Origin of the sequence: Chitinimonas viridis, from assembly GCF_030409555.1 — a bacterium.
Taxonomy (GTDB): Bacteria; Pseudomonadota; Gammaproteobacteria; order Burkholderiales; family Chitinimonadaceae; genus Chitinimonas; species Chitinimonas viridis.
In genome coordinates, this window is record NZ_JAUFPU010000008.1 from 310,244 (window position 1) to 332,033 (window position 21,790).

General features: G+C 61.3%; 16 protein-coding genes. 5 read left to right on the forward strand and 11 right to left on the reverse strand.

The genetic code is table 11. The features are described 5' to 3' along the window. Window positions 1-229 precede the first annotated feature (229 nt). On the forward strand, window positions 230-562 hold the full coding sequence (locus QWZ03_RS10175; protein WP_290332605.1) for a hypothetical protein: 333 nt from the start codon (window positions 230-232) through the stop codon (window positions 560-562). Here the strand turns inward: QWZ03_RS10175 and QWZ03_RS10180 are convergent. Next, the gene (locus QWZ03_RS10180; RefSeq protein ID WP_290332606.1) at window positions 525-1,388 is read right to left on the reverse strand and encodes a CHAD domain-containing protein; all 864 of its coding nucleotides are present in this window, start codon (window positions 1,386-1,388) and stop codon (window positions 525-527) included. The genes QWZ03_RS10175 and QWZ03_RS10180 overlap by 38 nt on opposite strands. A 268-nt stretch (window positions 1,389-1,656) precedes the next feature. Here QWZ03_RS10180 and QWZ03_RS10185 point away from each other — a divergent pair, with 268 nt between their 5' ends. The 3 genes from QWZ03_RS10185 to QWZ03_RS10195 are packed head-to-tail and all read left to right on the forward strand — an operon-like array spanning window position 1,657 to window position 4,597. After that, window positions 1,657-2,673: a phospholipase C/P1 nuclease family protein gene (locus tag QWZ03_RS10185; protein ID WP_290332607.1), complete on the forward strand. Its 1,017-nt coding sequence runs from the start codon at window positions 1,657-1,659 to the stop codon at window positions 2,671-2,673. Continuing rightward, window positions 2,673-4,040 carry a peptidylprolyl isomerase gene (locus QWZ03_RS10190; protein ID WP_290332608.1) on the forward strand — a complete coding sequence of 456 codons (1,368 nt, stop codon included), beginning with the start codon at window positions 2,673-2,675 and terminating at the stop codon, window positions 4,038-4,040. The genes QWZ03_RS10185 and QWZ03_RS10190 overlap by 1 nt, the downstream gene beginning before the upstream one ends. Then, window positions 4,037-4,597, forward strand: a complete 561-nt coding sequence (locus tag QWZ03_RS10195) for a hypothetical protein (RefSeq protein ID WP_290332609.1) — start codon at window positions 4,037-4,039, stop codon at window positions 4,595-4,597. The genes QWZ03_RS10190 and QWZ03_RS10195 overlap by 4 nt, the downstream gene beginning before the upstream one ends. Window positions 4,598-4,629: 32 nt before the next feature. Here QWZ03_RS10195 and phnF read toward each other — a convergent pair whose 3' ends face one another. The 9 genes from phnF to QWZ03_RS10240 form a co-directional block, all read right to left on the reverse strand. Further along, the gene (gene phnF / locus QWZ03_RS10200; protein ID WP_290332610.1) at window positions 4,630-5,382 is read right to left on the reverse strand and encodes a phosphonate metabolism transcriptional regulator PhnF; all 753 of its coding nucleotides are present in this window, start codon (window positions 5,380-5,382) and stop codon (window positions 4,630-4,632) included. Between the two features lies 1 nt (window position 5,383). Further along, window positions 5,384-6,490 (reverse strand): TIGR03364 family FAD-dependent oxidoreductase, encoded by a 1,107-nt coding sequence (locus QWZ03_RS10205; protein ID WP_290332611.1) that lies wholly within the window; start codon window positions 6,488-6,490, stop codon window positions 5,384-5,386. After that, window positions 6,487-7,329 carry a phosphonoacetaldehyde hydrolase gene (gene phnX / locus QWZ03_RS10210; RefSeq protein ID WP_290332612.1) on the reverse strand — a complete coding sequence of 281 codons (843 nt, stop codon included), beginning with the start codon at window positions 7,327-7,329 and terminating at the stop codon, window positions 6,487-6,489. The genes QWZ03_RS10205 and phnX overlap by 4 nt, the downstream gene beginning before the upstream one ends. Window positions 7,330-7,353: 24 nt before the next feature. Further along, entirely contained in the window at window positions 7,354-8,454 is a 1,101-nt protein-coding gene (locus QWZ03_RS10215) for a 2-aminoethylphosphonate--pyruvate transaminase (protein WP_290332613.1), read from the reverse strand. 33 nt (window positions 8,455-8,487) lie between these two features. Then, a complete protein-coding gene (locus tag QWZ03_RS10220) occupies window positions 8,488-10,194 on the reverse strand; it encodes a putative 2-aminoethylphosphonate ABC transporter permease subunit (RefSeq protein ID WP_290332614.1) in 1,707 nt (568 codons plus the stop codon). Further along, complete coding sequence (locus QWZ03_RS10225) at window positions 10,191-11,309, reverse strand: putative 2-aminoethylphosphonate ABC transporter ATP-binding protein (protein WP_290332615.1); 1,119 nt, start codon at window positions 11,307-11,309, stop codon at window positions 10,191-10,193. The genes QWZ03_RS10220 and QWZ03_RS10225 overlap by 4 nt, the downstream gene beginning before the upstream one ends. A gap of 3 nt (window positions 11,310-11,312) precedes the next feature. Continuing rightward, entirely contained in the window at window positions 11,313-11,861 is a 549-nt protein-coding gene (locus QWZ03_RS10230; RefSeq protein ID WP_290332616.1) for a phosphonate degradation HD-domain oxygenase, read from the reverse strand. 75 nt (window positions 11,862-11,936) lie between these two features. Continuing rightward, window positions 11,937-12,959 (reverse strand): putative 2-aminoethylphosphonate ABC transporter substrate-binding protein, encoded by a 1,023-nt coding sequence (locus tag QWZ03_RS10235; protein WP_284196603.1) that lies wholly within the window; start codon window positions 12,957-12,959, stop codon window positions 11,937-11,939. A 178-nt stretch (window positions 12,960-13,137) separates the two neighbouring features. Further along, window positions 13,138-18,528, reverse strand: coding sequence for an ExeM/NucH family extracellular endonuclease (locus tag QWZ03_RS10240; protein WP_290332617.1), 5,391 nt, complete (start codon window positions 18,526-18,528; stop codon window positions 13,138-13,140). Between the two features lie 195 nt (window positions 18,529-18,723). Here QWZ03_RS10240 and QWZ03_RS10245 point away from each other — a divergent pair, with 195 nt between their 5' ends. Then, the gene (locus tag QWZ03_RS10245; RefSeq protein WP_290332618.1) at window positions 18,724-19,737 is read left to right on the forward strand and encodes a transporter; all 1,014 of its coding nucleotides are present in this window, start codon (window positions 18,724-18,726) and stop codon (window positions 19,735-19,737) included. Between the two features lie 76 nt (window positions 19,738-19,813). Here the strand turns inward: QWZ03_RS10245 and QWZ03_RS10250 are convergent, their stop codons facing one another. Beyond that, the gene (locus QWZ03_RS10250; protein WP_290332619.1) at window positions 19,814-21,586 is read right to left on the reverse strand and encodes a hemopexin repeat-containing protein; all 1,773 of its coding nucleotides are present in this window, start codon (window positions 21,584-21,586) and stop codon (window positions 19,814-19,816) included. Window positions 21,587-21,790: the final 204 nt, after the last annotated feature.

Genomic DNA, 21,790 nt, shown 5'->3' on the forward strand with positions numbered 1-21,790 from the left:
CCGGGAAAAGCGGCAGCTACCTGTCGTTTTCCATCAAAAACAGGGATGAAAGGCCTGGTATGGGCTTATACGGCACGCCGACGGACGGCCGTACCGCCATCAAATGGCCTGTGAAAGCGGCTTTGCCGTACTAGCTGAGTCTGCTGGCGCTGTCCATCTCCACCTTGCTAGTACGGCCATCGTAAGCACCATGTTATATTGCATTGCAGCATGTCTGAGGAGAGGTGCGATGCAACCAGAACAGTATCTGCAAGCGGTCAGTACGCTGATGAAGCGGCCACTCAGCATGCAGGATGAGACGGTGGTGCTTTTTCTGGGCGGCTCAGATTTCTCGATACAGGACTGTGCCCAGGTGCTGGATGGCCTTGAGCGCGAGCGACAGCATGCGATGGTCAGCAGCCTGATGGGGCGTCCCCTCACAACGAATGAAGCGGATCTTGCTTGGCAGCTGTCGGAGCAGGGGGTGCAGCCCGAAGCCATCTGTACCCGATTGCAGGCAGCCGTCCATCGACCCAGCAACCTGTTCAAACGGCTTCAGCACAAGCTGAGACGGCGGTTCTAGCGGTGCGATGAAGGATTTTTTCTTCTGCGATCAACAAGCCCAGCGCCGCCAATGCATCGGCAGACGCTGCCAGCAAACGAGCCTGTATGAGGTCGCAATTCGCGGCTTCCTGCGCGCCCAGCCTGCCTTGAATCTTGGGCCGCAAAGCCAGCCAGTCTCTTAGTTGCCCCAGTGTGGATTGCACGGATCCGGCCCGTTTCTGTAGCGCCGACATCGCCTCGAATTGACGAGGGTAGCCCGCGATCAGATAGCGTAGCCGCTTGGCACGAATCCGGGTTTGGTGCCAATGGCCACTATGCGCAAACAGGGCCATACCCAACGTGCAATCTTCGTAGAGCTGAGCCAGCAAGCTACCCATCTGCTGCTCCAGCGCTGCCCTCAGATCCACCTCTCGCGTCTTGGACAGTCGCTGGCGGCATACCTTGCGAAGCCAGCGATATCCCGCCAACAACCGCTTGTCGTCGGCATCCTGTACCAGCTGACGGTGGCTGGCGGCTACCCGGGCCGTTTCTGCGTGGAACCAATCTTGTAACCGTAGCGGCCACGGCGTGGGCAGCAGGGCTTGTAGCAGGGCCAGTTGCGCCTCGATATCACGCAAGGCGTTGTACTTGCGGGACCAGCGCCTGAGGGGGGCAAAGGCCTGCCTCACCGGCTTCATCCCTGGCAAGCGCCACACTGGCGTGAGCACGCTATCGACGGTGCGAATACCCACCCTTATGTCGTGCAAAGCCTCGATATCTCCCGCATGTAGCCTTTGGGTGGCCAGTTCGGCCGCCAGCCTTGCTTGCTTGACTTGCCGTCCAATACAGCGTCGTAACTCTGACATCCGCTTCTTCTCCTGCCTCACAGTAGCCAACATTGGCTGGTTTAGCCGATTTTCGGTCACCGGTGTATGTGATCAAGTTGAGCCTGAGCGAGCAAGGCGTGGGCTTGCTGGTCTGCCGACTATCCGAGCCGGACAGCTGCGCCAGGAACCGCCATCGTGGCACCGGGAACTTGATATTGCGTTTCACAAAAGCGCCATATGGCCAGACCAGAATAGGTCGCGGCCCCTTGGCCCCACAGAAAACGAGAAATCAAGGAGAAACATAGCAATGAAACTCGCCCGTCTACTGGCCGGTGTAGCAGTAGCTTGTTGTCTCACCGCCCCAGTCCATGCCTTCTCGCAAGAGACCCATCGCCGTATCGTTATTGATGCCGTGGCCTATATGCAGGCCAACCCGGGCACCACCAACTTCGCCAAGCTCCAGTCGGGTGCTACCCGTGCCGGCTACACAGTCGATCAGTTCGCGGCCGCGTTAGGGCAGGGCGCCTACGATGTGGACGATTTTGCCGATACTTATCTGTGCGGTGCCACGACCGGTGATTGCCAGATGGCGCCGGTTTGGGGTCTTGGTGCAGGCATCGTCAAGTACACCAGCTACCTGCACTTTCAGAACCATACTGGCGGTCCCGACGTGCATGGCAACGACCTGGGCGGCTACAACTATAACAAGCTGACTGTCTGGGGCGATATCGACAATATGGCCTCGTCCTGGCTGTACGGCGACCATCTGGACGATGGCCGTGGTGGTATGAAAGGCTGGTTCGGTGATGGGTCCAAGTACAATAGCTATGGTATTACTGAGGCCAACTACCGCTTGGGTGGCCATTCAACCCCCGCCATGTATGCCGATTTCGAAACCATGCCGTTTCAGCCTATCGACAATCTTGGTCAGTACTGGTTTCAGCAGTTTCTAGCCCGTCCTACCGCTCAGTCGCTGGGCTTTGTGTTTCACACCACCGACTTGCTCCAGCCACACCATACCTGGACCACCTCAGCGCTCAACCACGCGCAATGGGAAGGCTGGGTCAAGGACTACTACGATAGCGAGCGGTTGAACGACCCAGCGTTGGTCAAGAACGCCATGGCCAGCTTTACCCCATTAGCCAGCACAGCAACGGATATCCGCCCATTGCTGACGCAAGGTGGCAGCATTTCCTACTCACGCGGCGGCGCCGTATTATCGGCAACCGATCATGAGACCCGCCGTACTGTCGGCAAGGTGGTGGTGCCGCACGCCATTGCCATGGTGGTGCATCTGCTCAATCGCGCAGCAGAGCGCTTCTGATGATGCGCCAGCCTTGCTCCACATGGCTGGCGCTGATGGCAATGCTGATCGCCAGCCTGGCGGTCAGCGCTGTCAGCCGAGATAGCCTCAATGACCCCGGTCTGGCCGCCCGTGTGAACGGTGAGCCTATTCCCCTGGCCGGTCTGACCGTACTGCATAGCATTGCCGTCCACAGCGATAGGCATACACCGCTCAACAAGGTTCTCGCCTCGGTGATAGATAACCGCTTGCTGGGCGAGTACGCGCTGCGGCATTACGACGATGCCACCTTGTTCCCCGGTACGGGCGTCGCCTTCAGCCGGGCGGCGGCAGTAGAGGATCAGCTCGTTGCCACCTTGCGACGTGCCTACAAAACCCAGCTGGATTTGGCATTGGACAAGGCGGGAGGGCTGGACACCCTGGTGAAGCGCCGCCATGTCCCGGCACAGGCCATGCTGGAGCAGGTGTTCCCGCCCAAGCGGGGGCTGCGCTTGAACTCGGAACTCAGCACGGCGCAAATGGCGGCGGCCCGCCAGATCGTGCTGCTGTCGTATCGCCTTCCCGGTGGCGAAGCCGGACAGATTTCCCTGGCCGATATCTGGTTGAAGCAGAACATCCAGGGCAAGACCCAGCTTGTGGGTGGGGATGCGGGCTATCGGGATCAGCAGGCCATGCAGTTGCTGGCGAGTCGATATGTACTGGATTGGGCAAAACACGCCAGCGGACTGGCACCGGCAGACCTGGCTTTACTGCAGCGTGCCATCGAGGATCGCGACCGCCGCGGTGCGCTCTTGCAACTGCTGGGTCTTGCAGCAGACATGCACTACAGCAGCGAGCACTTGAACAGGCTTATCGCTACCGTCACTCCAGCTGAGATACGTGATTACTACTATCGTCACCAGCAGGAGTTCCGGCGCATAGAGCGGGTGCGGGCCAGCCATATCCATTGCAAGGAGGAGGCTGTCTGCCAGCGCGCCTATGCAGCGCTGGGCAAGGGCGTACCCTTTGGCGAGGCGGCGCGCAGGTTTTCAGATGCCGCCAATGCTGCTGACGGTGGCACGTTGGGATGGCTGCTGCCCAGAGACGGCGCGGCACCCTGGCTGCACGAGCTGGCCTTTGTCCTGCCGCCCGGCAAGCCCTCCCGCTTGATACGCGAACCCAACGGCAGCGGCTGGCAGATAGTGCTGGTTGAGGCACGCGAGGAGGGCATGCAAGCGCCAGAGAGTGAGGCCGTTCGCTATATCGCCAGTCAGGCGATAGGCAAAAAGAAAGCCTTGGCCGAGTTCAAGGCATTGCGCGAAAAGCTCTACCGGGATGCTGACATTGCGATTAATCCCACGGCCCTGGGTTTTGGCCAGAGCGCACTGAATATCCAGGAGCAACCATGAAGCGTAGAACTGGACTGGTGGTCGCGGCGCTGCTCACCGTCTGCGCCTCCGTCATACTGCTTGATTGGCAGCGCGAGGTAGCGCCGCCACTGCGATCAGCTGATGCTCCCTCTGTGACAGCGCCCTTGGCGCAAACTCGTGGGTTGGATGATCATCCTGCGGCCGGGGCGGCAGAAATGCCTCAGGCCTTGGCCGGCGAACCAGCGGTGATAGATCAATCAGCGTCCGCCATCCTGAGCATGACGGATGCCCGTGAGCGCGGCGATGACCGTGCACCACCGCTGGTACGGATGGACGCGCAGTGGCGCGATCCGCCTAGCCAGTCTGAGCTGGCAGACCCCGACCAATACCAGCGTTACGCCGAGCGACAGCAGGCCAAGCTCTATCGCGCCTATGTCGCAGCCGCTGATCAAATGCTGCCGCAACTGGATGCCGACATTGCGCGCGCCAAGGCAGAAGGGCTGGTGACTGCGGCCCAGATTGCCCAGGCGGAGGAAAAGCGTCGCCGCATCGCCGAGATGCAGGCCGCCATCAGCATCAAAGCCGGAGAGCCCTGAAACCATGGCCGGACCTTGCTTTCAACAGGCTCTCAGGGTTCGATCACCAGCTGCACAGCCGTGCTGTTGAAGCGAGAGATGCCGTATTCGATAGGGCTGCCAGCGGCATCGACATAGATGGTCTCGACGTAAAGTATGGGTTGTGCGGCTGGTTGGTCCAGCTGCAACGCCACTTCACGCTCGGGCAGCCTGGCGCTTGCACGACTCAGCTTGCGCTGGAACTCCGCCACGCCGAAATGCGCCAGGGCCAGGTGGGTTTTTCCCAGGGTCTGATATACCTGGGCAAAGCCGGCAAAGCGTGGGAGGGGGAAATACTGGGTACATACGCCCACGACTCGCTCATCTACCACGTCCAACGTATCGATCTGGATCACACTGCTTCCCGGCGGCAAGGCCAGCAGCTCCAGTACATCAGGGCTGGGAATCAGTTCGCGATGGCCTTGCACGCGGCTGACGCCCACGCGACGGGCTTTGTCCAGGCTGTGGGCTAAACGGGTTCGGCGACCCAGCTCATAGTCAATCAGGTTCTCACGCACGAACGTGCCACGACCATGTACTACTTCGACCAGGCCACGTTCTGCCAGGGCCTTTGCCGCCTGGCGCACCGTATGGCGGTTTACGCCAAACTGTTCAGCCAGTTCGGTTTCGTTGGGTAAACGGCCCTTGCGTACACCCGACAGAATGTCGCTGGCCAGGGCTTCTTCTATCTGCCGCCAGATAGCGGTACCGGCGCGGCGTACCAAGGGGGTCGGGGGTGTTGCGGAGGAGGGGGTTGCTTGGGCCATATTATGAAGAGAGTACCCGTTCTGCCAGCGCCAGGGCGATACTCATACCCACGCCAGCCGTGATCGTGACCAGTTGCACACCTGTTTCGGGCTGCATGATTTCATAGGGGCGTGGTCCTTTGGCATAGACGCCTTGCCACCTCGCCCGTACTTGCAAGCGCCGTTCCAGCAGATTTTCCGCCAGATCCAGCAACAGCCTATCTACTTCAGCAGAGCTGAAGGGCGTGATGTCCGAGCCATAGTGGTGAGAGTCGCCGATGATCAGATCGCCGTCCAGGCCCACCTGCTGGATGATCAGGTGTATGCCATGCTCAAGCAGTTCTGGCTGCTCGCAAGCAAGCTGTTCATGCAGCCTGGCAAGCGGTTCGGCCAAGGCCGCACTCTGGGTGAAAGCCCCGTAATGCAGGGTGGACAAGCCTGTCATCAGTGCGGGGCCTAGCGCAATACCAGGGTTGGCTACCCGCAGCATCTGCAACCCGCAGCGCGCCAAATCCAGTGCCGAAAAATGTGCGGGATACAGTGTCTGGAAATCGTGCCCGGTACAGACAATCACTCTATCTGCATGATGGCGGCCTTGGCTGGTGTGTAGCACCGGTAATTCAACTGCGTTGATCTGGGTGCCGTAGTGGAAACGCACGCCATGCACCTGGGCCAGCCAGCCTGCCAGCGCTGGAACGACCTGGCGCGATTCGAAGGCGATCTCGCTGCCGCTCTGCAGTGCGCCCAGGCCTAAGGCGTGATGTGTGCTGAGCGCCGCAGCATTCAGCAGCCGGGTCCCATACTGCTGACCCAGCTCCGCCTGGAATGCCTCTAGCACCGCCCATTCGGCTGCGTTGCGAGCCACTACCAGGCTACCCTGGGCCTTGTACCAGCAGCCCATTGCAGGCAATAGCTCCAGCCACAGGTTGCGGCTATGCCGGGCCAGCTCATAGAGGTCACCCTGGGGTTGCCCCAGCAGCAGGCCCAGCCCGAAGTTGCGCACGGAGGCGCCAGAGGCGAAAGCATCACGTTCGAACACCGTGACGTCATAGCCCAGGCGTGCACCGGCCCAGGCATGGGCCAAGCCCACCACGCCGGCCCCCACCACAGCCAAGCGGGGGCGGCTCATGGGCGTTCGCCACGCGCCAGTCGCAGCGCAATCGCGGCCACCACGGCCGGCAAGTCGGCAATACTGTCTATCACGTAGTGCGCTCCCACCTGAGCCAGTTTGTTGGCGGCGCGGCGGCGACGGGTTTCCACCTCGGCAGCAGGCAGGGCCTGGACTTCGTCCAGGCTCAGCCCAACCTCATTACCAGAAAGCGATAGGCCCACGGTCCACATGCCGGCAGCCAAACCTTCCTCTATGCCTGGCACCGTGTCATCCACCTTGATGCAACTGGCCAGTTCGCTCACGCCCAGCTCGATCACATTCGCCAGTGCCATCCAGGGGCCGGGCCTGCCCCCTGGTTTCAGATCATCGGTGGCGACCGCATGATCCACTTCCAGCCCCTGCGCAGCTGCATGTGGCAATAGCTTGTCCATCACTACGCGCGGGTAGCCCGAGCAGGAGCCTATCTTGATGCCTCGTTCACGCAGGCTGGCCAATACGGGTAGCGCGCCAGGTATGACCGTGGAGTAATGCGCGACGCGCTCTACCTGCAAGGGCATAAAGGCCGCATAGAGACCATCAACGTCCTCGCGGCGCATGCTATGGCCAAATCGGGCACGCCAACGGGCATCGACTGACGGCAGTTGTCCCAGCGCTGCTATGTGGTCCCACTTGGCCAGGCCCATGGGAATGCGGGCCTCAGCCAGCGTGATGTCTATGCCGAAGCCTTTGAAGGCATCAATCAGCACCTGAGTAGGCGCAAAAGAGCCAAAGTCGACCAGGGTACCTGCCCAGTCAAACACAACGGCTTGCACCGGGCCGTGATAGTGGCGGCTGTGGCGGTAGGGCGTTTGCAGCATGATGTTTTCCATAGGGATAAGGAATCAGGCGCGTATGCGCATTTCGGTCAGGGCGCGGGCAATGGCATCGACCGCCATCTGTATCTCGGCCTTGCCTATGGCGCCTATGCAGCCCACGCGGAAGGTCTCCAGCTCCGTCAGCTTGCCTGGGTAGAGCACCACCCCCTGGGCTTTGACGCGTTGATAGAACTCGCCGAATTGCCAATTGGCATGCTCGGGTGCCTGTACGGTAACGATAATGGGGGCCTGTATGGCAGCAGGGAGAAATGGACGTAAGCCGAGGCCATGCAGGCCTTCGATCAAAGCCGCACAGTTGCTGCTGTAGCGTGCAAAGCGTGCCGGCCGCCCGCCTTCGGCCTGGTATTGATCCAGTGCTGAGGCCAGGGCTGCCACGACATGTGTGGGTGGCGTGTAGCGCCACTGACCCGTCTGTTGCAGATAGCGCCACTGGTCGTGCAGGTCCAGTGACAATGAGTGGGCGTTGCCCTGCGCCAAGGCAAGGCTGCGCTGGCGCACCAGTACAAAGCCCATGCCCGGCACCCCCTCCAGGCATTTATTGCTACTGGCTATCACCGCATCAAATGCCGTCTCGCGCGCAGACAAGGGCAGGGCGCCCAGCGCACTCATGGCATCAATGATCAGGCGCCTGCCTGCCAAGGCGACAACCTCGGCAATGGCCTCCAGCGGGTTGAGTATGCCGGTGCTGGTTTCACAGTGGATAACACCCACATGGGTAATCTGTGGGTCGGCGGCCAGGCGAGCGGCTACCCGCACCGGGTCGACCGGTGAGGTTTCGCCGAAGTCCAGTATCGAGACCGCACGCCCCATGACCTCAGTCAGCCGCGCCATACGTTTTCCGTATGCGCCATTGACCAACACCAGCAGCTTGCCGTCCCGGGGTAGCAAGGTGCCGATCGCAGCCTCCACCGCAAAGGTGCCCGAGCCCTGCAAGGGCACGCATACAAAGTCCTCACCGCCATCAACCAGGTCAACCAGCCGTTGGCATACGCTAGCGGTCAGGGCATTGAAACTGCTGTCCCAGGAGCCCCAATCGTTCAGCATGGCCATCTTGGTTGCCAGCGTGGTGGTCAGGGGGCCTGGGGTGAGCAATAGGGGATCACGCATAGAGTCAAATCCAGTCAGGAAGTAAATAGATAATCAGGCTGTCCGCCAAGCCTGGGCATGGCGGTTCAACCACCAGCCCAGAAGATTGATCAGCAGCGTGGCCAACAGGGAGCTGGCCACAATCAGGCTGGCCATCGCGGCGGCAGGGGCGGTATCTCCTGCGTCATCCATGTTCAGCACCGCCACCGAGGCCAGCACGGTATCGGGGGTGTAGAGAAAGATGACGCAACTGACGGTAGTCATGCTGGAGACAAACAGATAGCGCGCGACATCGAGCAAGGCAGGCAGGCTGATAGGCAGCGTGACCCTCAGGCAGGCAGTCCACCAGGGGCGACGCAGGCTGCGCGCCACAGCCTCGATCTCCGCATCAATCTGCCGCAATGACGTCGCAACGGTGAGGTGGGCGGTGGTGTAGAAGTGCGCCACCGTGGCCGCCACCAGAATGGTCATGCTGCCGTAGAGTCCGTGCAGAGGATGGGCGGGGTCATTGAAGCAGAAGATGTAACCCAGCCCCAGGACCAGGCCCGGCACTGCCATCGGCAGCAACACCAGGCTACGTATCAGGTTGGCGGGCAAACGGGGTGCCGGGGTTTTGCTAATCAGGTAGGCGGTGAAAAACACCACGGCGGTGCCGACCAGGGTAGTCAATGCGGCCAGCTTCAGGCTGTTGTAAAACGCCAGCCAGCCACCGCCATCGACCTGATCAAAGTCGAAATGATCAAGCGTAAAGCTGAGGTCATAGGGCCAAAGCTTCATGAAGGCCGCAGCGATTGCCACCCCCAGCATGGCCAGGAGAAACAGGCATATTCCGCTACAGCACACGCCTAGCAGTACATCACGCACATGATTGCGACCTGGCTGGTAACTGACTGAGCGGCCACTCATGGCGGCACCATGGCTGCGCGCCAGCCAGCGCTCCACCGAAAAGCTGAGGACAGCCGGCAGGAGCAGCAACAGGCCGATCACGGCCCCCTTGCCGAAGTTCTGCTGCCCGATGACCTGCTTGTAAGCTTCCAGTGCCAGCACATTGGTCTGCCCGCCGATCACCTTGGGCACGCCAAAATCCGTTACCACCAAGGTGAATACCACCATGCCGGCCGATAGAAGACCATAGCGAGCATTCGGCAAGGTGACCGTCATAAAACGTCGTAGCTTGCTGGCACCTAACACCTCGGCCGCTTCGTACAGCCGGGCATCCGCCACCGATAGTGCCGTCGCCAGTATCAGTAGTGCATGGGGAAAGGTGTAAAACACCTCGCCCAGGACGATGCCCAAGGGGCCGTAGATGCTGCTGTCTCCCAGCCAGTCCTTAAGCACGCCCTGGTTGCCAAACAGGTAGACCAGCGAGATGGCAGGCATCAGGGACGGTGCCAGCAGGGGGGCCAGCGCGATCAGGCGAAACACCGGGCGCTCCCATAGGCGCGAGCGGGTCAAGGCAAACGCGAACGCCAAGGCCATGGGCAGAACCAGGGCCAGCGTCATGAGGGCCAGGCGTATGCTGTTCCAGGAGGCCTCAAGCAGGCGGGGTTCGGTCAGCAAGGCTAGCAGGTTATCCAGGCCAACAAAGCTGCCGTCACGTGCCTCTACTGCCTTGATCAGGATGCTGGCCAGTGGCCAGGCCAGGAAGACCAGCAGCAGGGCAGCCAGCAGCCATACCAGCGCGACAGCCAGTTGCTCATCCGCGCTACGCCTTATGTTCAGCCCCACAGGGTGGAATCGTTGCCAAGCCCAGGCCATCATAGAACCGGCCCCTGGAATAGCCGCAGGCGGTCGGCGGGAAGCGTGACGGGTACTCGCTGCCCCGGCACAAGCGCACTGAATCCGGCATCGTTTGGGCTTACATCCGCCACCAGCACGATCTCGCGCGCTGCGCAAAGCGACAGGCTGGCCCGGCGCAGGCCACCGAGGAAATCCACCCGCTCCACTACCGCCATCAGGGTGTTGGTAGCTGGTTGCCAGTGCGGTTCGACCCGCACATCCTCTGGTCTGCAAAACAGCGTAGCCTCTGCCGGCGCCATGCCTGTCGGCAATGCCAAGCTGCTGGCAAGCGGTACGCCAGCCAGCCTTAGCGTACCCATATCGTCACAATGCACGGGCAGCCAGTTGGCATGGCCGACAAATTCGGCCACAAAGCGGTTGGCGGGTTGCCGATAGATCTGCTCGGGGCTACCTACCTGCTCAATGCGACCGTGGCGCATGACCGCAATCGTATCCGCCAGGGCAAGTGCCTCTTCCTGGTCATGGGTCACCATGATGGTGGTCACCCCCAGTTTTTGCTGCAGCAGGCGCAGTTCTGCACGCAGGTGCTCCCGCACCTGGGCATCCAGCGCCGAGAGCGGTTCATCCAGCAGCAGCAGGCTAGGTGAGGTAGCCAGTGCACGGGCCAATGCCACGCGCTGCTGCTGCCCGCCGGATAGCTGCGATGGGAACCTGGACTCGGAACCGGGCAAGCCCACCAGATCCAGCAGCTCGGCGACACGGCGACTTTGCGCCTGCCTGCTTGTACGCAGGCCGTAGGCAATGTTGCCGGCGACGGTCAGGTTGGGAAATAGCGCATAGGACTGGAAGACGATGCCGTAGTCCCTTGCTGCAGGGGGCAGGCGGCTGATGTCGCGCCCGGCCATGTGGAGGCTGCCGGCATCCTGGGTCTCGAGCCCGGCCAGAATGCGCAGCAGGGTGGTCTTGCCACAGCCTGACGGGCCAAGAAGGCACAGGAATTCTCCCTTGCGTATGCTGAGGTCTATGCCATCCAGCGCTTTAAAGCTGCCGAAGCGCTTGTGAATACCAGTAAAGCGCAAGCAGTCGGCAGACGGGTGCCCTTGCTCGGCTGGTGTAGGAAACTCCTGGCGTTTCATGGCCTACTCACTCGCCAGCGCCGCGAGGCGTGGCAGGAAATAATCAATATCCGGAACGACCCAGCCCACTCGCTTGGCCGCATCGTCATAACGTCGTAGCGCAATGGCGCGCCCTGCATGGGGCTGCGCGGCAAAGCGTGCGGCCGCCCCCACATCCATGGCGCCTCCCTGCAAGGCCAGGCTCAGGCTGGATGCTTCGGACAGTCGGTCCTGGTAGCCGGGCTCGGTAGCACAGAGGTAGCGCTTGGCATCCACATGCAATCCGATGGGCACCACGACCTCGTCGGGCAGCCAATGGCGCAGAAAAGGCAGCAGCCTGTACTGGTGCAGATCGTCCTTGCCTTGCGCCAGGTCTTGCTCTCCCTGCTCAAACAGCAGGTGGCCCAGGTCATGCAGCAGGCAGGCCGCGATCAGCGCATCGTCCTCGCCGGCCTGTTCAGCCAGCCAGGCCGCCTGGCATGCATGCTCTGCCTGGCTGATGGCCTCACCGCCATAGAGTTGGCTACCGTGGCTGGCAAACAGGGAGGCGATGGTGGGTATGGTCAATGACATGGCGTGAGCTGCAGATGGGTAGGGATAGCGGCGTGCCATGCGCCAGCTTGCTGGCTTATGGCACGCCAGACGGCTTTACTTCTTGGGTTCAGACTTGCCGTCGTAGCGGCGCGTCCATTCAGCGAGGATGCGATCGCGATGCTTGGCAGACCAGGACAGATCCTGTTTGACCAGCAGTTGCTCATAGTTGGCCGGGATAAAGCCATTCGGCTTGGCGACACCGGGATAGGCGACGATAGCGAAGTTCTTTTCGTACAGCTCATTGGCCGAGCGTGAGGCGGACCAATCGGCCAGCTTGCGGGCCGCTTCGAGATTCTTGGCCCCCTTCATGATGGCAGTCGCTTCCACATCCCATCCCAGGCCTTCCTTGGGAAAGACCAGATCAAGCGGTGCGCCGCCTTCCTTGAGCTTGGCGGCGCGGTACTCAAAGGAGATACCGATGGGAAACTCGCCAGCAGCAGCCTGCTTGCATGGCTTGGAACCTGAATGGGTGTACTGCGCGATGTTGTCGTGCAGCTTGTCCATATAGGCCCAGCCTTCCTTCTCGCCAAACAGGGTCAGCCATGCCGTGACATCAAAGTAACCGGTGCCGCTGGAGGCTGGATTCGGCATCACGATCTTGCCCTTGTATTCCGGCTTGAGCAGATCACGCCATGACTCAGGCTTCTTGATGCCCTGCTTGGCGGCTTCGACGGTGTTGAAGCACAGGGTGGCTCCCCAGACATCCATGCCTACCCAGCTTGGTACCTTGGCGGTATCCACATATTGCTTGCTGAGCTTTTCCACGCCCTTGGGCGCATACGGCTGCAGCATGCCTTCCTGAGCCAGTACCAGCAGGGAACTGGCCGCCACGCCCATCACGACATCTGCCTGTGGGGCCGCTTTTTCGGCCAGCAGCTTGGCGGTGATGATGCCGGTGGAATCTCGAACCCACTTGATTTTGACATCGGGGTTCTCTGCTTCGAACTGCGCCTGGTAGGCTTTGAGCTGGTCTGCTTCCAGCGCGGTATAGACAGTCAGGGTGGTATTGGCGTGCGCAACGCCTGCCAGCAAGGCGACGAGCGTGGCAAGCGGCTTCAGAATGTGGCGAACCTGCATGGAAACTCCTCGTGGGTGGAAAGGCAGGTCGTTAGTCGACCAGCCGTGGCACTTTACGAGGTCTGCATTACGTCATCGTGACGTCTAGATGACTGTGCGAGGTTGGCAGCAACCCCTACCGCCGGAAAACAAGAAAGCACCGGTTAAACCGGTGCTTTCTGGCTATCCAAGTTGCTTCTCAGGGCAGTATTTCGAAGCGCTGATAGGCAGGTAGATAATTGGGATTGCTGAAGCGGAACAACAGCTGATGCTGGGGGCTCAGGAGAAAGCCATGCCCCAGATCAGTCGCCTGCACCGGGTAGGTGTAGCCAAAGCCGTAATCTGGCCGGGCTTGCCAACGCTTACCGCTGGGGTCAAGCAGGGTAGTGGTCTCGCCGAACAGCATCAATTGCCAACCCAGCTTGCGAGCTGCCGCTGCCAGCTCAGCCCGATCAAACCAGGTGGGCAGCAGCTGCTGGCGCTGACCGCTGGCCGATAGCAGCTGAAACCCCCCGTTCTCCATGGCAATGGCTGGTGCGCCTGCTGGCGTGGCGGCAGTCAGCGTCAGGGCAGGTTGGGCCATGTAGCTCATGCCCTGGTGGTAGATACGCAATAGCCCTGTCTGGCCTACGGTCAGGCTGGCTCCGGGCAGGGTTGCCAGCAAACCTGGCACATCATCCAGTGCAGGGTAAATGCGGTAACGTACACCTGCCACCGTGAGCAGATAGCCGCCGTCGTCCTGAACTGCGAAAGCGTCGCTGGCACCATGGACTATCTCGAAGCGATCAGCGAAAAATGCCCGGTAGCGTTCCGTACCGGCATTGACCTCCACCACCCCGTCAGCGCGCTGCACGATGCTGGCGCCCAGTGCCTTGCTCAGGCCATCTACCAGGCTGCCCGTGCGAGCAGGAAGATTGCTGCCCTTCAGCCGAGGTAGCTGCCAGGGGTAGTCTGTCACCCCGGCAGGACGTTGCAGGACAAACGTATCGCCCACCTTGCCGGCACTGCCGCTGACCGATCCCAGGTAGATACCGGTCAGCTTGCCAAGGGCATCAAAACGCGCCACTTCACCCGCTTGCAGCGTCATGGTCAAGCGTGTGCTGGTGCTCCGATCCAGGCTGGCAGTCCTGGCGGATGCAGGCATGTTCAGCCTGATCTCGCCGTGCTCTGCCGACACTGCGGCCTGGCCGTCGGCGCTGCGCTGCATGCCTGCCTTTGCAGTGCTGCTGCCGGCTTGCACGGTAAGCAGGGGGCCGGCACCATCGGCGGACAGGCTCATGCCACCCAGCAGGGCGCCCATAGACCCAGTGGTCGCATAGGCTTGGCCCAGCAAGAGCCGCACGCCTTGCTGCACGGAGCCATCGTCACGCGGAAAACTGGCTGTCGCCAGCAAGGTGTCTCGCTTGCTGCTGTCGGATTCCGGGTTGGTTTCGAGGGTGACCAGGCCACCGGCTACACTAAGTGCGACGGGGGCCTTGGCCGGCAAGGAAAGCACGATGTTGTCGGGTGCGCTGCGGCTGAACACGACAGGGCCCTTGGGAGGCGAGAGCACCACAAGGCTGCCGTTGTCGGCTATCCCGACCTGTCCGGCCAGTGCGCCTGCATTGTCCAGGGTATCGGCCGTCGCTGGGGTGCCAGTAACCCCCAGCAGGCTGGTAGGGTTGGGTTGCTCGGTAACACCGCCATTGAAGGGATTGCTGGGTGTTGGCGGCGCGACATCCGTGCCCAGTTTGAGGCCGACAATAACGGGATCATGATCGGAGGAGCGGTAAGCATTCGGCTGGTACAGCCCGGCTTGTTGTGCCGGCGATTTGTCCTCGAGGTTGTAGTCCAGGAAGACAGGCTCATCGGCATTCACATTCCAGTGCGCTACCCCCACTATCTTGCTGGCCAGGGCGGGTGTCGCCAGCGCATGATCCAGTGATCCCGTCAGTCCGCCGAACTGGTAGGACTCGGTCGCCGCATGCTGCAACTGGTAGCCCGCAGCACGCAGTATGTCGATGGGGTCTTCCTCGGCGTAGGCATTGAAATCCCCTAGCAGAATGACCTCGTCCAGGCCACTTTGCTGCCGCAGCGTCACCAGCCAGGCAGCCAGCCGTTTGGCTTGCTCACGACGCTTTTCGGTATAGCAGCCCTGACCATCGCCCTGGTCGGCATCCAGGCCCTTGGCGCTGCCACAGCTCTTGGATTTGAGGTGATTCATCACCGCCATGAAGCGCTTGCCACTGGCCTTGTGCACAAACACCTGGGCGAGTGACGGCCGCTCGAACATGGCATCCGCCAGAAGGCTGGGCTTGCCGTCGGGCTGGACTACGGCGGGCTTGTAGAACATGCCTACCTTGATGGCATCGCTGGCCGGATAAGCAGCAATGCCGTCCTCAAGCCTGGCATAGCTGCCAGCGCCTACGGCGGCGTTCAACTTGCCCAGCAGCACATCCTGCGCGCCCTGGTCGATGTTCTCCAGTTCCATCAGGCCCAGTACGTCAGCATTGATACCCTGCAGTTCGGCCACGATCTTGGCATTCTGACGGGTGAACTCGGCTGCGCTGTCGGCACCTCGGGCATTCTTGTTGGTGGCGGTCAGCGTGGTGAAGTAGTTCAGCACATTGGTTGCCGCTACCCGCAGGTCTGCACCCGCCAGGTCAGGCGCGGCCGGGCGGGCGGCATAGTTGAAGGCCGGGGCACCATCACTGGGCTGTAAGGCATAGACATTGTTGCCGTAGTGCAGCACCCCGCTGAGCTGGCTCACGGTACTGCCCAGTCGCAGGCTGCTGCTGCTGGCCTCGACATACGGTACCGGGTCAGGGTACTGCTTGCTGAAGCCATCATCGAGCACGATGGCGCGGCGCATATTGGCATTCGCCATGGCCTCGATGGCGGCCTTGTTGCTGTTGCCACTGCTGCTGGTGCCCGAGGGGTCTGCGTCGTTGGGGTCAAGCACGTTTGTGGGTTGCAGCAGACGGCCACCGCTAGACAGGGTGACCTTGCCATACTGCCCCAGCTCGAAGTTATTGCTGACGGTCAGTGTCTGGCTGAACTGCAGCCGCATGCCTTCATAGCGCTCCCAATCGGCGAGATTGGCGACAGGTAGCGTCAAGCTGGTGGCCTTGGGTAGCGCCTGGCCTTGGGCCAACACGGAAATCACCAGCGCAGGCGTGTTGGTCAGCTCAGTCAGGCCGTTGAACTCGACCACCTTGCCCGTCACCCTGACCTTGTCCCCCTTGCTCAATGCCGGCATCGATGCACCGGTGTAGACAAACAGGCCTTCGGAACTCAGAGGGTCGGCATCCGTGTCGGCATCTTCTTCTTGCAGGTAGAAGCCCTGCAAGCTGCCAGTACCCTTGAAGACACCGGTGACGATGGCCTCCACCGACACCACCTGGTTGGCGAGTGGCGAGGCTGCACCGGCACCCTGTATCTGATGGATGCGGGTGATGGTAGGCGTAGTGGCCAGCGTAGCCGCCGCGACGGCAGAGCTGACCCCCCCGCTATTGACCACGAAATACACTTTGTAGGCCGTGTCGGCTGCCAGGCCATTGATGACCAGCTTGGCCGACTGATCCTTGGCCACCGCGAGCTGGCCCGCGCGCAGCGCGCTGCCGCCGGTGGCATCCTGGCCAGCCAGCACCTGGGCTGCTGATGGCGGTACTGCACCGGCTGGCAGAACCACGTAGTAGGCCATGCCGGCCAGACTGCTACTGACACTGATTTCGGCACTCTCACTGGTCGCATCCAGCACAACTGGCGGCGCCAGCACAGGCAAGCCCAGGCTGCTGTTCACCTGGACGCCTGCCAGGCTGCCGATCTGCTGGAGCGTCAGGTTGGCGGCATTGCCGGCTGCGTCCACCAAGGTTGCGGCGTTGCCGCTCAGGCTCAGCAAGGCCAGGCCATCAGAATCTACGTCACCTGCTGCCACGGTATAGTCAAAGTGATGCGTACTGCTGATGCTACCGTCCAGCAGTGTGGCTTGACGGGCCGTGCCGCCCACATCGAGCTGCAGGTAGGGCGAGCCATTGATCGTGACAGGCTCGCTCCAGTTCAGGGTGAAACGCAGTACCTGGCCTGCCGTATAGGTAGCCGCAGCAGGCACGGCTACGCTGGAGACCGTGGGGGCCGTCGTATCATCGTTGTCGGCAATCGTGATGCTGACAGACTTGTCTGCACCCAGGGTCAGCCCGCTGCTGGGATGCTGCAAGGTCAGGGTGGCCACTTCCTCGCCTTCTTCAGCCGCGTCATCCAGCACCGTGAAACTGACGCTTGCCGACAATTGCCCGGCAGGTACGGTTATCACAGCGCTGCTCAGTGCATAGTCACTGGCATCGATCTGAACGCCGCCTACCTGCACGGACACGGTTTGATCGAGTACGGCCGGTGCGGAAAGCGTGGCGCTTAGGGTAATGACAGTCATGCCTGCCTCACTGGCTTGTGCAGTGGAAGCGCTTAACTGCACGGTGGGCTTGACAGTCGTGGCTGCCGGCGCAAAAGCGACGCCCCGGAAGGCTGTATTGCTGGCTGCCGAGGCGAGCACGGCGGGCGTACTGAAGCTTGCGCTGGCGCCACCTGCGTTGGTGTCGCTCAGGCTATACAGCTTGCTGCCGCTGGAGGCCAGCAGGGTGGCGGTATTGCCGTTCACCCCTGCCGCCAGCCCCACCACCCCGCTCAGGGCCACACTGCCGGAAGCCACCCAGCTACCAGCGCTGAAGCTGAACCTGCGCACCAGGTTGGCGCCGTTGTCTGCGACATACAGCGTATCGACGCCAGGTGTGCTGCTGTCGGCATCCAGCAGCGCAAAACCATAGGGGCCATTTACATAGGCCGGGTCGCTGGCGGTGCTGCTGATACCGGCAAGATTGGTGATGGCACTGGCCGCCGCAGTGGGCAGGCCAGTGCCCACACTGGCAATGCGCACACTGCCTGAGGCTGTGCTGATAAAGAGCTGGCCATCGGCAATCACCACCGAGCGCAGATTCGTGGTCGCATTGGCCACGACGGTCGGGGTAGCCCCCAGGCCCGGTAGGTAGATCACACCATCCTTGCCACCGGTAATCCAGGCGCGGCTGCAATCATCGCTGGCGACACCACGCGGATTGGTGGCGCTGAAACTGCCACTGCTGCCAGTGCCCAGCACCGACCGGGTATCGACACTGCCGTCGCTACCGACCACACCGACAACCCGCTGGACGCTGGCTGAAGTCGTCGCCGCCAGCCCGGTGGTGCCTGGTACGGCGGCATAGCCCGTCAGCAGCAGGCATTCACCGTTGCTGGAGCGACTCAGCAGGCCCTCTGAACTGGCGCTGCCTGCTGCGCTAAGGGGCTGATTGCTGCCATTGGCTGCCGTGGGCAAGGGCAGGCTTTGTACCAGGGCACCGGCTAGCGTGTATTCGTCCAGGAACACCGCAGCGCCTGTGCTCCCCAAACTGCTGCTGCCATCACCCACGCGGTACACCACCACATTGCCGGCAGTAAAACCCGCTGCAATGGCGGGTGGGGCAAAGGCTGCGGCCACCAGGCCGGCCAGCAGGCACAGCCGGTGCAGTCGCGATCGGTCATGTGCCTGGTTGGCCCTATCTGCTTGGTTGGCTCGATGCATCTCGCTATTCCCTTTTATCGTTGTGGCTGCGCGGCGGCGGTGGCAGCGCAAAAGGGCAGAACGCTAGCGGTGGACGGTTACGGGCTTTTTACAGTGAGGTGACGGCAAGGTACTTGGCATCAGGATGCAACACTATTGTCAGCATCGCTGGCTAGCATGGCGTTTGTCCACCCTATAAATGGAACCCTGTTGACCATGTCCATTACTCCATCCAGCTATGGTTCCGATCAGGTCGGCCTGGTCAGCGGTTTCCACTTCAAGGCTGGTGAGCCAGGGCGGGAAATCGATTCGGCGGCGGCGCTCTCATGGCTGCACCAGGGCGGTGAGAGTGGTGAGTTCATCTGGCTGCATTTCAATCTGACCCACACCGCGTGCGAGCGCTGGATGCAGTCACAACTCGGATTGCCCGACGATTTCTTTGCATCCTTGCGGGAAGGATCCCGCTCCACCCGCATAGAGCAGGCTGACAGCTACCTGCTTGCTGTCATCAATGATGTCGCCTTCAGCTTTGGCATGGCCTCATCCGATGTGGCGACCATGTGGACCTGCGCCAACAGCCGCATGCTGGTAACGGCAAGGGCCAAGCCGTTGCGCTCGGTCGATCAGCTCAAGGCATCCGTCAAGCAAGGCGAAGTGTTCCGCTCGCCACTGGCTTTGCTGGTGCATTTGCTGCAGGACCAGGCGGATGTCTTGCTGCGCATCGTGCGTGATACCAGTGCCAAGGTGGATGGCATAGAGGATAGGCTACTGGCGCTGCGCACCCACGACAGCCGCGCCGACCTTGCCGCCATGCGGCGTACGCTGGTGCGCCTGCAGCGATTGATGGCTCCAGAGCCCGGCTCATTGTTCCGCCTGCTCAACCATCCACCTGTATGGGTGAGTGCGCAGGACATACAGGCACTGCGCGTATCCACCGAGGAGTTCTCGCTGGTGCTGAATGATCTGATTGCGCTAGCGGAGCGCATCAAGCTCCTGCAGGAGGAATTGGCGGCACAGCTCAGCGAGCAAAGCAATCGCACGCTGTTCACTCTGACCATGGTCACCGTCCTAGCCCTGCCTATCAATATCACGGCGGGTTTCTTTGGCATGAATGTGGGGGGTGTACCGCTGGCAGATCACCCCAGTGGATTCTGGATATTGGTCGTACTGGTGGCGACCTTTACCCTGCTGGCAGGCTGGTGGGCATTTCGCAAGCGTGCTTCCCTTTGAATGGCAACAACGGGAGCGCGTTTGAGCTCCCGTTGTTGCCATGGTGCGCCGGCCAGCTATGACGTACCAAGCGCCACTACTGCACGGCCAGGCCTGGCCAGGTCGACTGGTTCACGGCCTTGGGATATCCACTCTCGGCGCGATCAAGCGTGATGTTGTAGCGTATGTAACGCTTGCCGCTGAGGAAGAAATAAGCACGGGTATCATCCCACTTCATGGTCGACTCGATCTGCCCTGCATAGGCGCCCAGCCCCGGCCACAAGGCGTCGGTCACCGGCTTGGGGTAGCCGGCATCAACCTTGTCCAAGGTCAGGTTGTAGCGAAGGTAGCGACCATCGCGCAGGAAGAAATACACGGTACTGCCGCTCCAGCGCAAGGTGGCGCGAATCTGGGTGGCGTAGGCGCCCAGGCCGGGCCAGGTGCTGTCGTTGATCGCCTTGGGATAGCCGCTATCGACCTTGTCGGCAATCTTGTTGTAGCGCAGGTATCGGCCGTCGTTCAGGAACAGATAGGCCACCCCAGCATCCTTGCTGAAGCCGGACACCAGCTTGCTGGCGTAGCTACCCAAGCCTGGCCAGCTAGTGTCGCTAGTGGTGGCCGGGTAGCCGTTGTCGGCCTTGTCCAGTACCTGGTTGTATCGCACATAGCTACCATCATCGAGGAAGAAATAGCTGCGGGTCGCATCCCAATCCAGCGTGGCCTGTATCTGCCGCCGATTCAGGCGCAAAGCAGCCGGTGTGCCGTTGTAGATCAGGTTGTAATCGGCCATCCCCATGGGGGCTGCGCTATCCAGCCAACCCTGTTGGGCTGCCGGTACGGTTGCCACGCTCTGGCCATTGCGCTGGATATCCACCATGCCGCCAGCGGTGCTGTACCAATTCAGTGTCGCTTGGTTGGTCGATGCTGGAAGCAGCTTCTGTACGCCTAGTGCGCCCTTGAGCGGTATGCCATCCAGCAGCCACTGCGGCTGTGGCTCTATGCCCAGGTGACGCAATAGGGTGGGGGCTATCGAGGTATGGGCCGCATAGCCGTACAGCCCGCTAAAGCCCTGATTGGACACATTGCCTACTGGCTGGCTGAACTCAGCATTCAAAGGCTGGTTGCTGGCAATGAAGATGGTCTTCTCAGACAGCGTCTGGTTGCCATGGCCATAACCCAGCGTGGCCTCGCGGCCGTGATCGGTCGTCACCAAAACCAGCCAATCGTCACCGGTGCTTGCCCGCTTGGCCTCTACCGCGGCCATGATCTGGCCCAGGCGGGCATCGCTGTCGCGTATAGCCTGGTTGTAGGCCGGACCAAAGCCGCTGGCATGGCCAGCATGATCCGGATCATCCAGTGCCACGAAGATGAAATCGGCCGCTGTGTTTCGTATCTGTTCAACGGCTTTGTCCGTCACGGCCTGGTCACTCAGGCCGCTGGCGTTGAAGTTGTTTCCAGCCACATCCTGCGTCAGGAAGCGCTGGTTGATACTGGCCCAATTGGTGATGCTGGCGATGTAGGCGCCTGGTTTGGCTTGCCGAATGCGCTTGAACACACTGGGGAACTGGGCGTTGGCCAAGCCCGATTCATTGGATGTGACACCATGCTTGTTGGCCCATACCCCGGTGAGCATGGTGGTCCAGCCCGGCCCGCTGACAGTAGCCTGCTCGCTACCGCTCCCCTGCACGCCCCCTGTGTAGGCCTTGGTCTGATAGAAGCGGCTGATGTGCGGCAAGTTCAGCGCCTGCAATTTTTCGTACTGGGTTCCGTCCATGCCTATCAGTACCGCCTTGGGCGCGGCCTGGCTAGCCAGGCTCAATCCCACCAGGCCCGCCAGTAGTAGGCGCTGGGTAAACTGTTTTCGATGCATTGTTGCTCTCCCTTGTGGCGCAAGGATCATGGCTCCCTGCAAGCAGGCCTCATTGCCCGTGCTGCCGGGCCAACGAGGCTGCCCGCAGCTTAGGGAGCTAGCGCGACAGGCTGATTGCCATAGGCACAAATCTACCGATACCCATATCAGCCGATTTGGCAGCGGGTGATGGCTTGGGTGTGCGGTGCTGCAGGGGGGGGGGGG

What these genes read in the sequence shown, in the direction of transcription:
- QWZ03_RS10175 (WP_290332605.1), top strand. Translation starts at nt 230, where the DNA reads ATGCAACCAGAACAGTATCTGCAAGCGGTCAGTACGCTGATGAAGCGG.
- QWZ03_RS10180 (WP_290332606.1), bottom strand. Translation starts at nt 1,388, where the DNA reads ATGTCAGAGTTACGACGCTGTATTGGACGGCAAGTCAAGCAAGCAAGG.
- QWZ03_RS10185 (WP_290332607.1), top strand. Translation starts at nt 1,657, where the DNA reads ATGAAACTCGCCCGTCTACTGGCCGGTGTAGCAGTAGCTTGTTGTCTC.
- QWZ03_RS10190 (WP_290332608.1), top strand. Translation starts at nt 2,673, where the DNA reads ATGATGCGCCAGCCTTGCTCCACATGGCTGGCGCTGATGGCAATGCTG.
- QWZ03_RS10195 (WP_290332609.1), top strand. Translation starts at nt 4,037, where the DNA reads ATGAAGCGTAGAACTGGACTGGTGGTCGCGGCGCTGCTCACCGTCTGC.
- phnF (WP_290332610.1), bottom strand. Translation starts at nt 5,382, where the DNA reads ATGGCCCAAGCAACCCCCTCCTCCGCAACACCCCCGACCCCCTTGGTA.
- QWZ03_RS10205 (WP_290332611.1), bottom strand. Translation starts at nt 6,490, where the DNA reads ATGAGCCGCCCCCGCTTGGCTGTGGTGGGGGCCGGCGTGGTGGGCTTG.
- phnX (WP_290332612.1), bottom strand. Translation starts at nt 7,329, where the DNA reads ATGCTGCAAACGCCCTACCGCCACAGCCGCCACTATCACGGCCCGGTG.
- QWZ03_RS10215 (WP_290332613.1), bottom strand. Translation starts at nt 8,454, where the DNA reads ATGCGTGATCCCCTATTGCTCACCCCAGGCCCCCTGACCACCACGCTG.
- QWZ03_RS10220 (WP_290332614.1), bottom strand. Translation starts at nt 10,194, where the DNA reads ATGATGGCCTGGGCTTGGCAACGATTCCACCCTGTGGGGCTGAACATA.
- QWZ03_RS10225 (WP_290332615.1), bottom strand. Translation starts at nt 11,309, where the DNA reads ATGAAACGCCAGGAGTTTCCTACACCAGCCGAGCAAGGGCACCCGTCT.
- QWZ03_RS10230 (WP_290332616.1), bottom strand. Translation starts at nt 11,861, where the DNA reads ATGTCATTGACCATACCCACCATCGCCTCCCTGTTTGCCAGCCACGGT.
- QWZ03_RS10235 (WP_284196603.1), bottom strand. Translation starts at nt 12,959, where the DNA reads ATGCAGGTTCGCCACATTCTGAAGCCGCTTGCCACGCTCGTCGCCTTG.
- QWZ03_RS10240 (WP_290332617.1), bottom strand. Translation starts at nt 18,528, where the DNA reads ATGCATCGAGCCAACCAAGCAGATAGGGCCAACCAGGCACATGACCGA.
- QWZ03_RS10245 (WP_290332618.1), top strand. Translation starts at nt 18,724, where the DNA reads ATGTCCATTACTCCATCCAGCTATGGTTCCGATCAGGTCGGCCTGGTC.
- QWZ03_RS10250 (WP_290332619.1), bottom strand. Translation starts at nt 21,586, where the DNA reads ATGCATCGAAAACAGTTTACCCAGCGCCTACTACTGGCGGGCCTGGTG.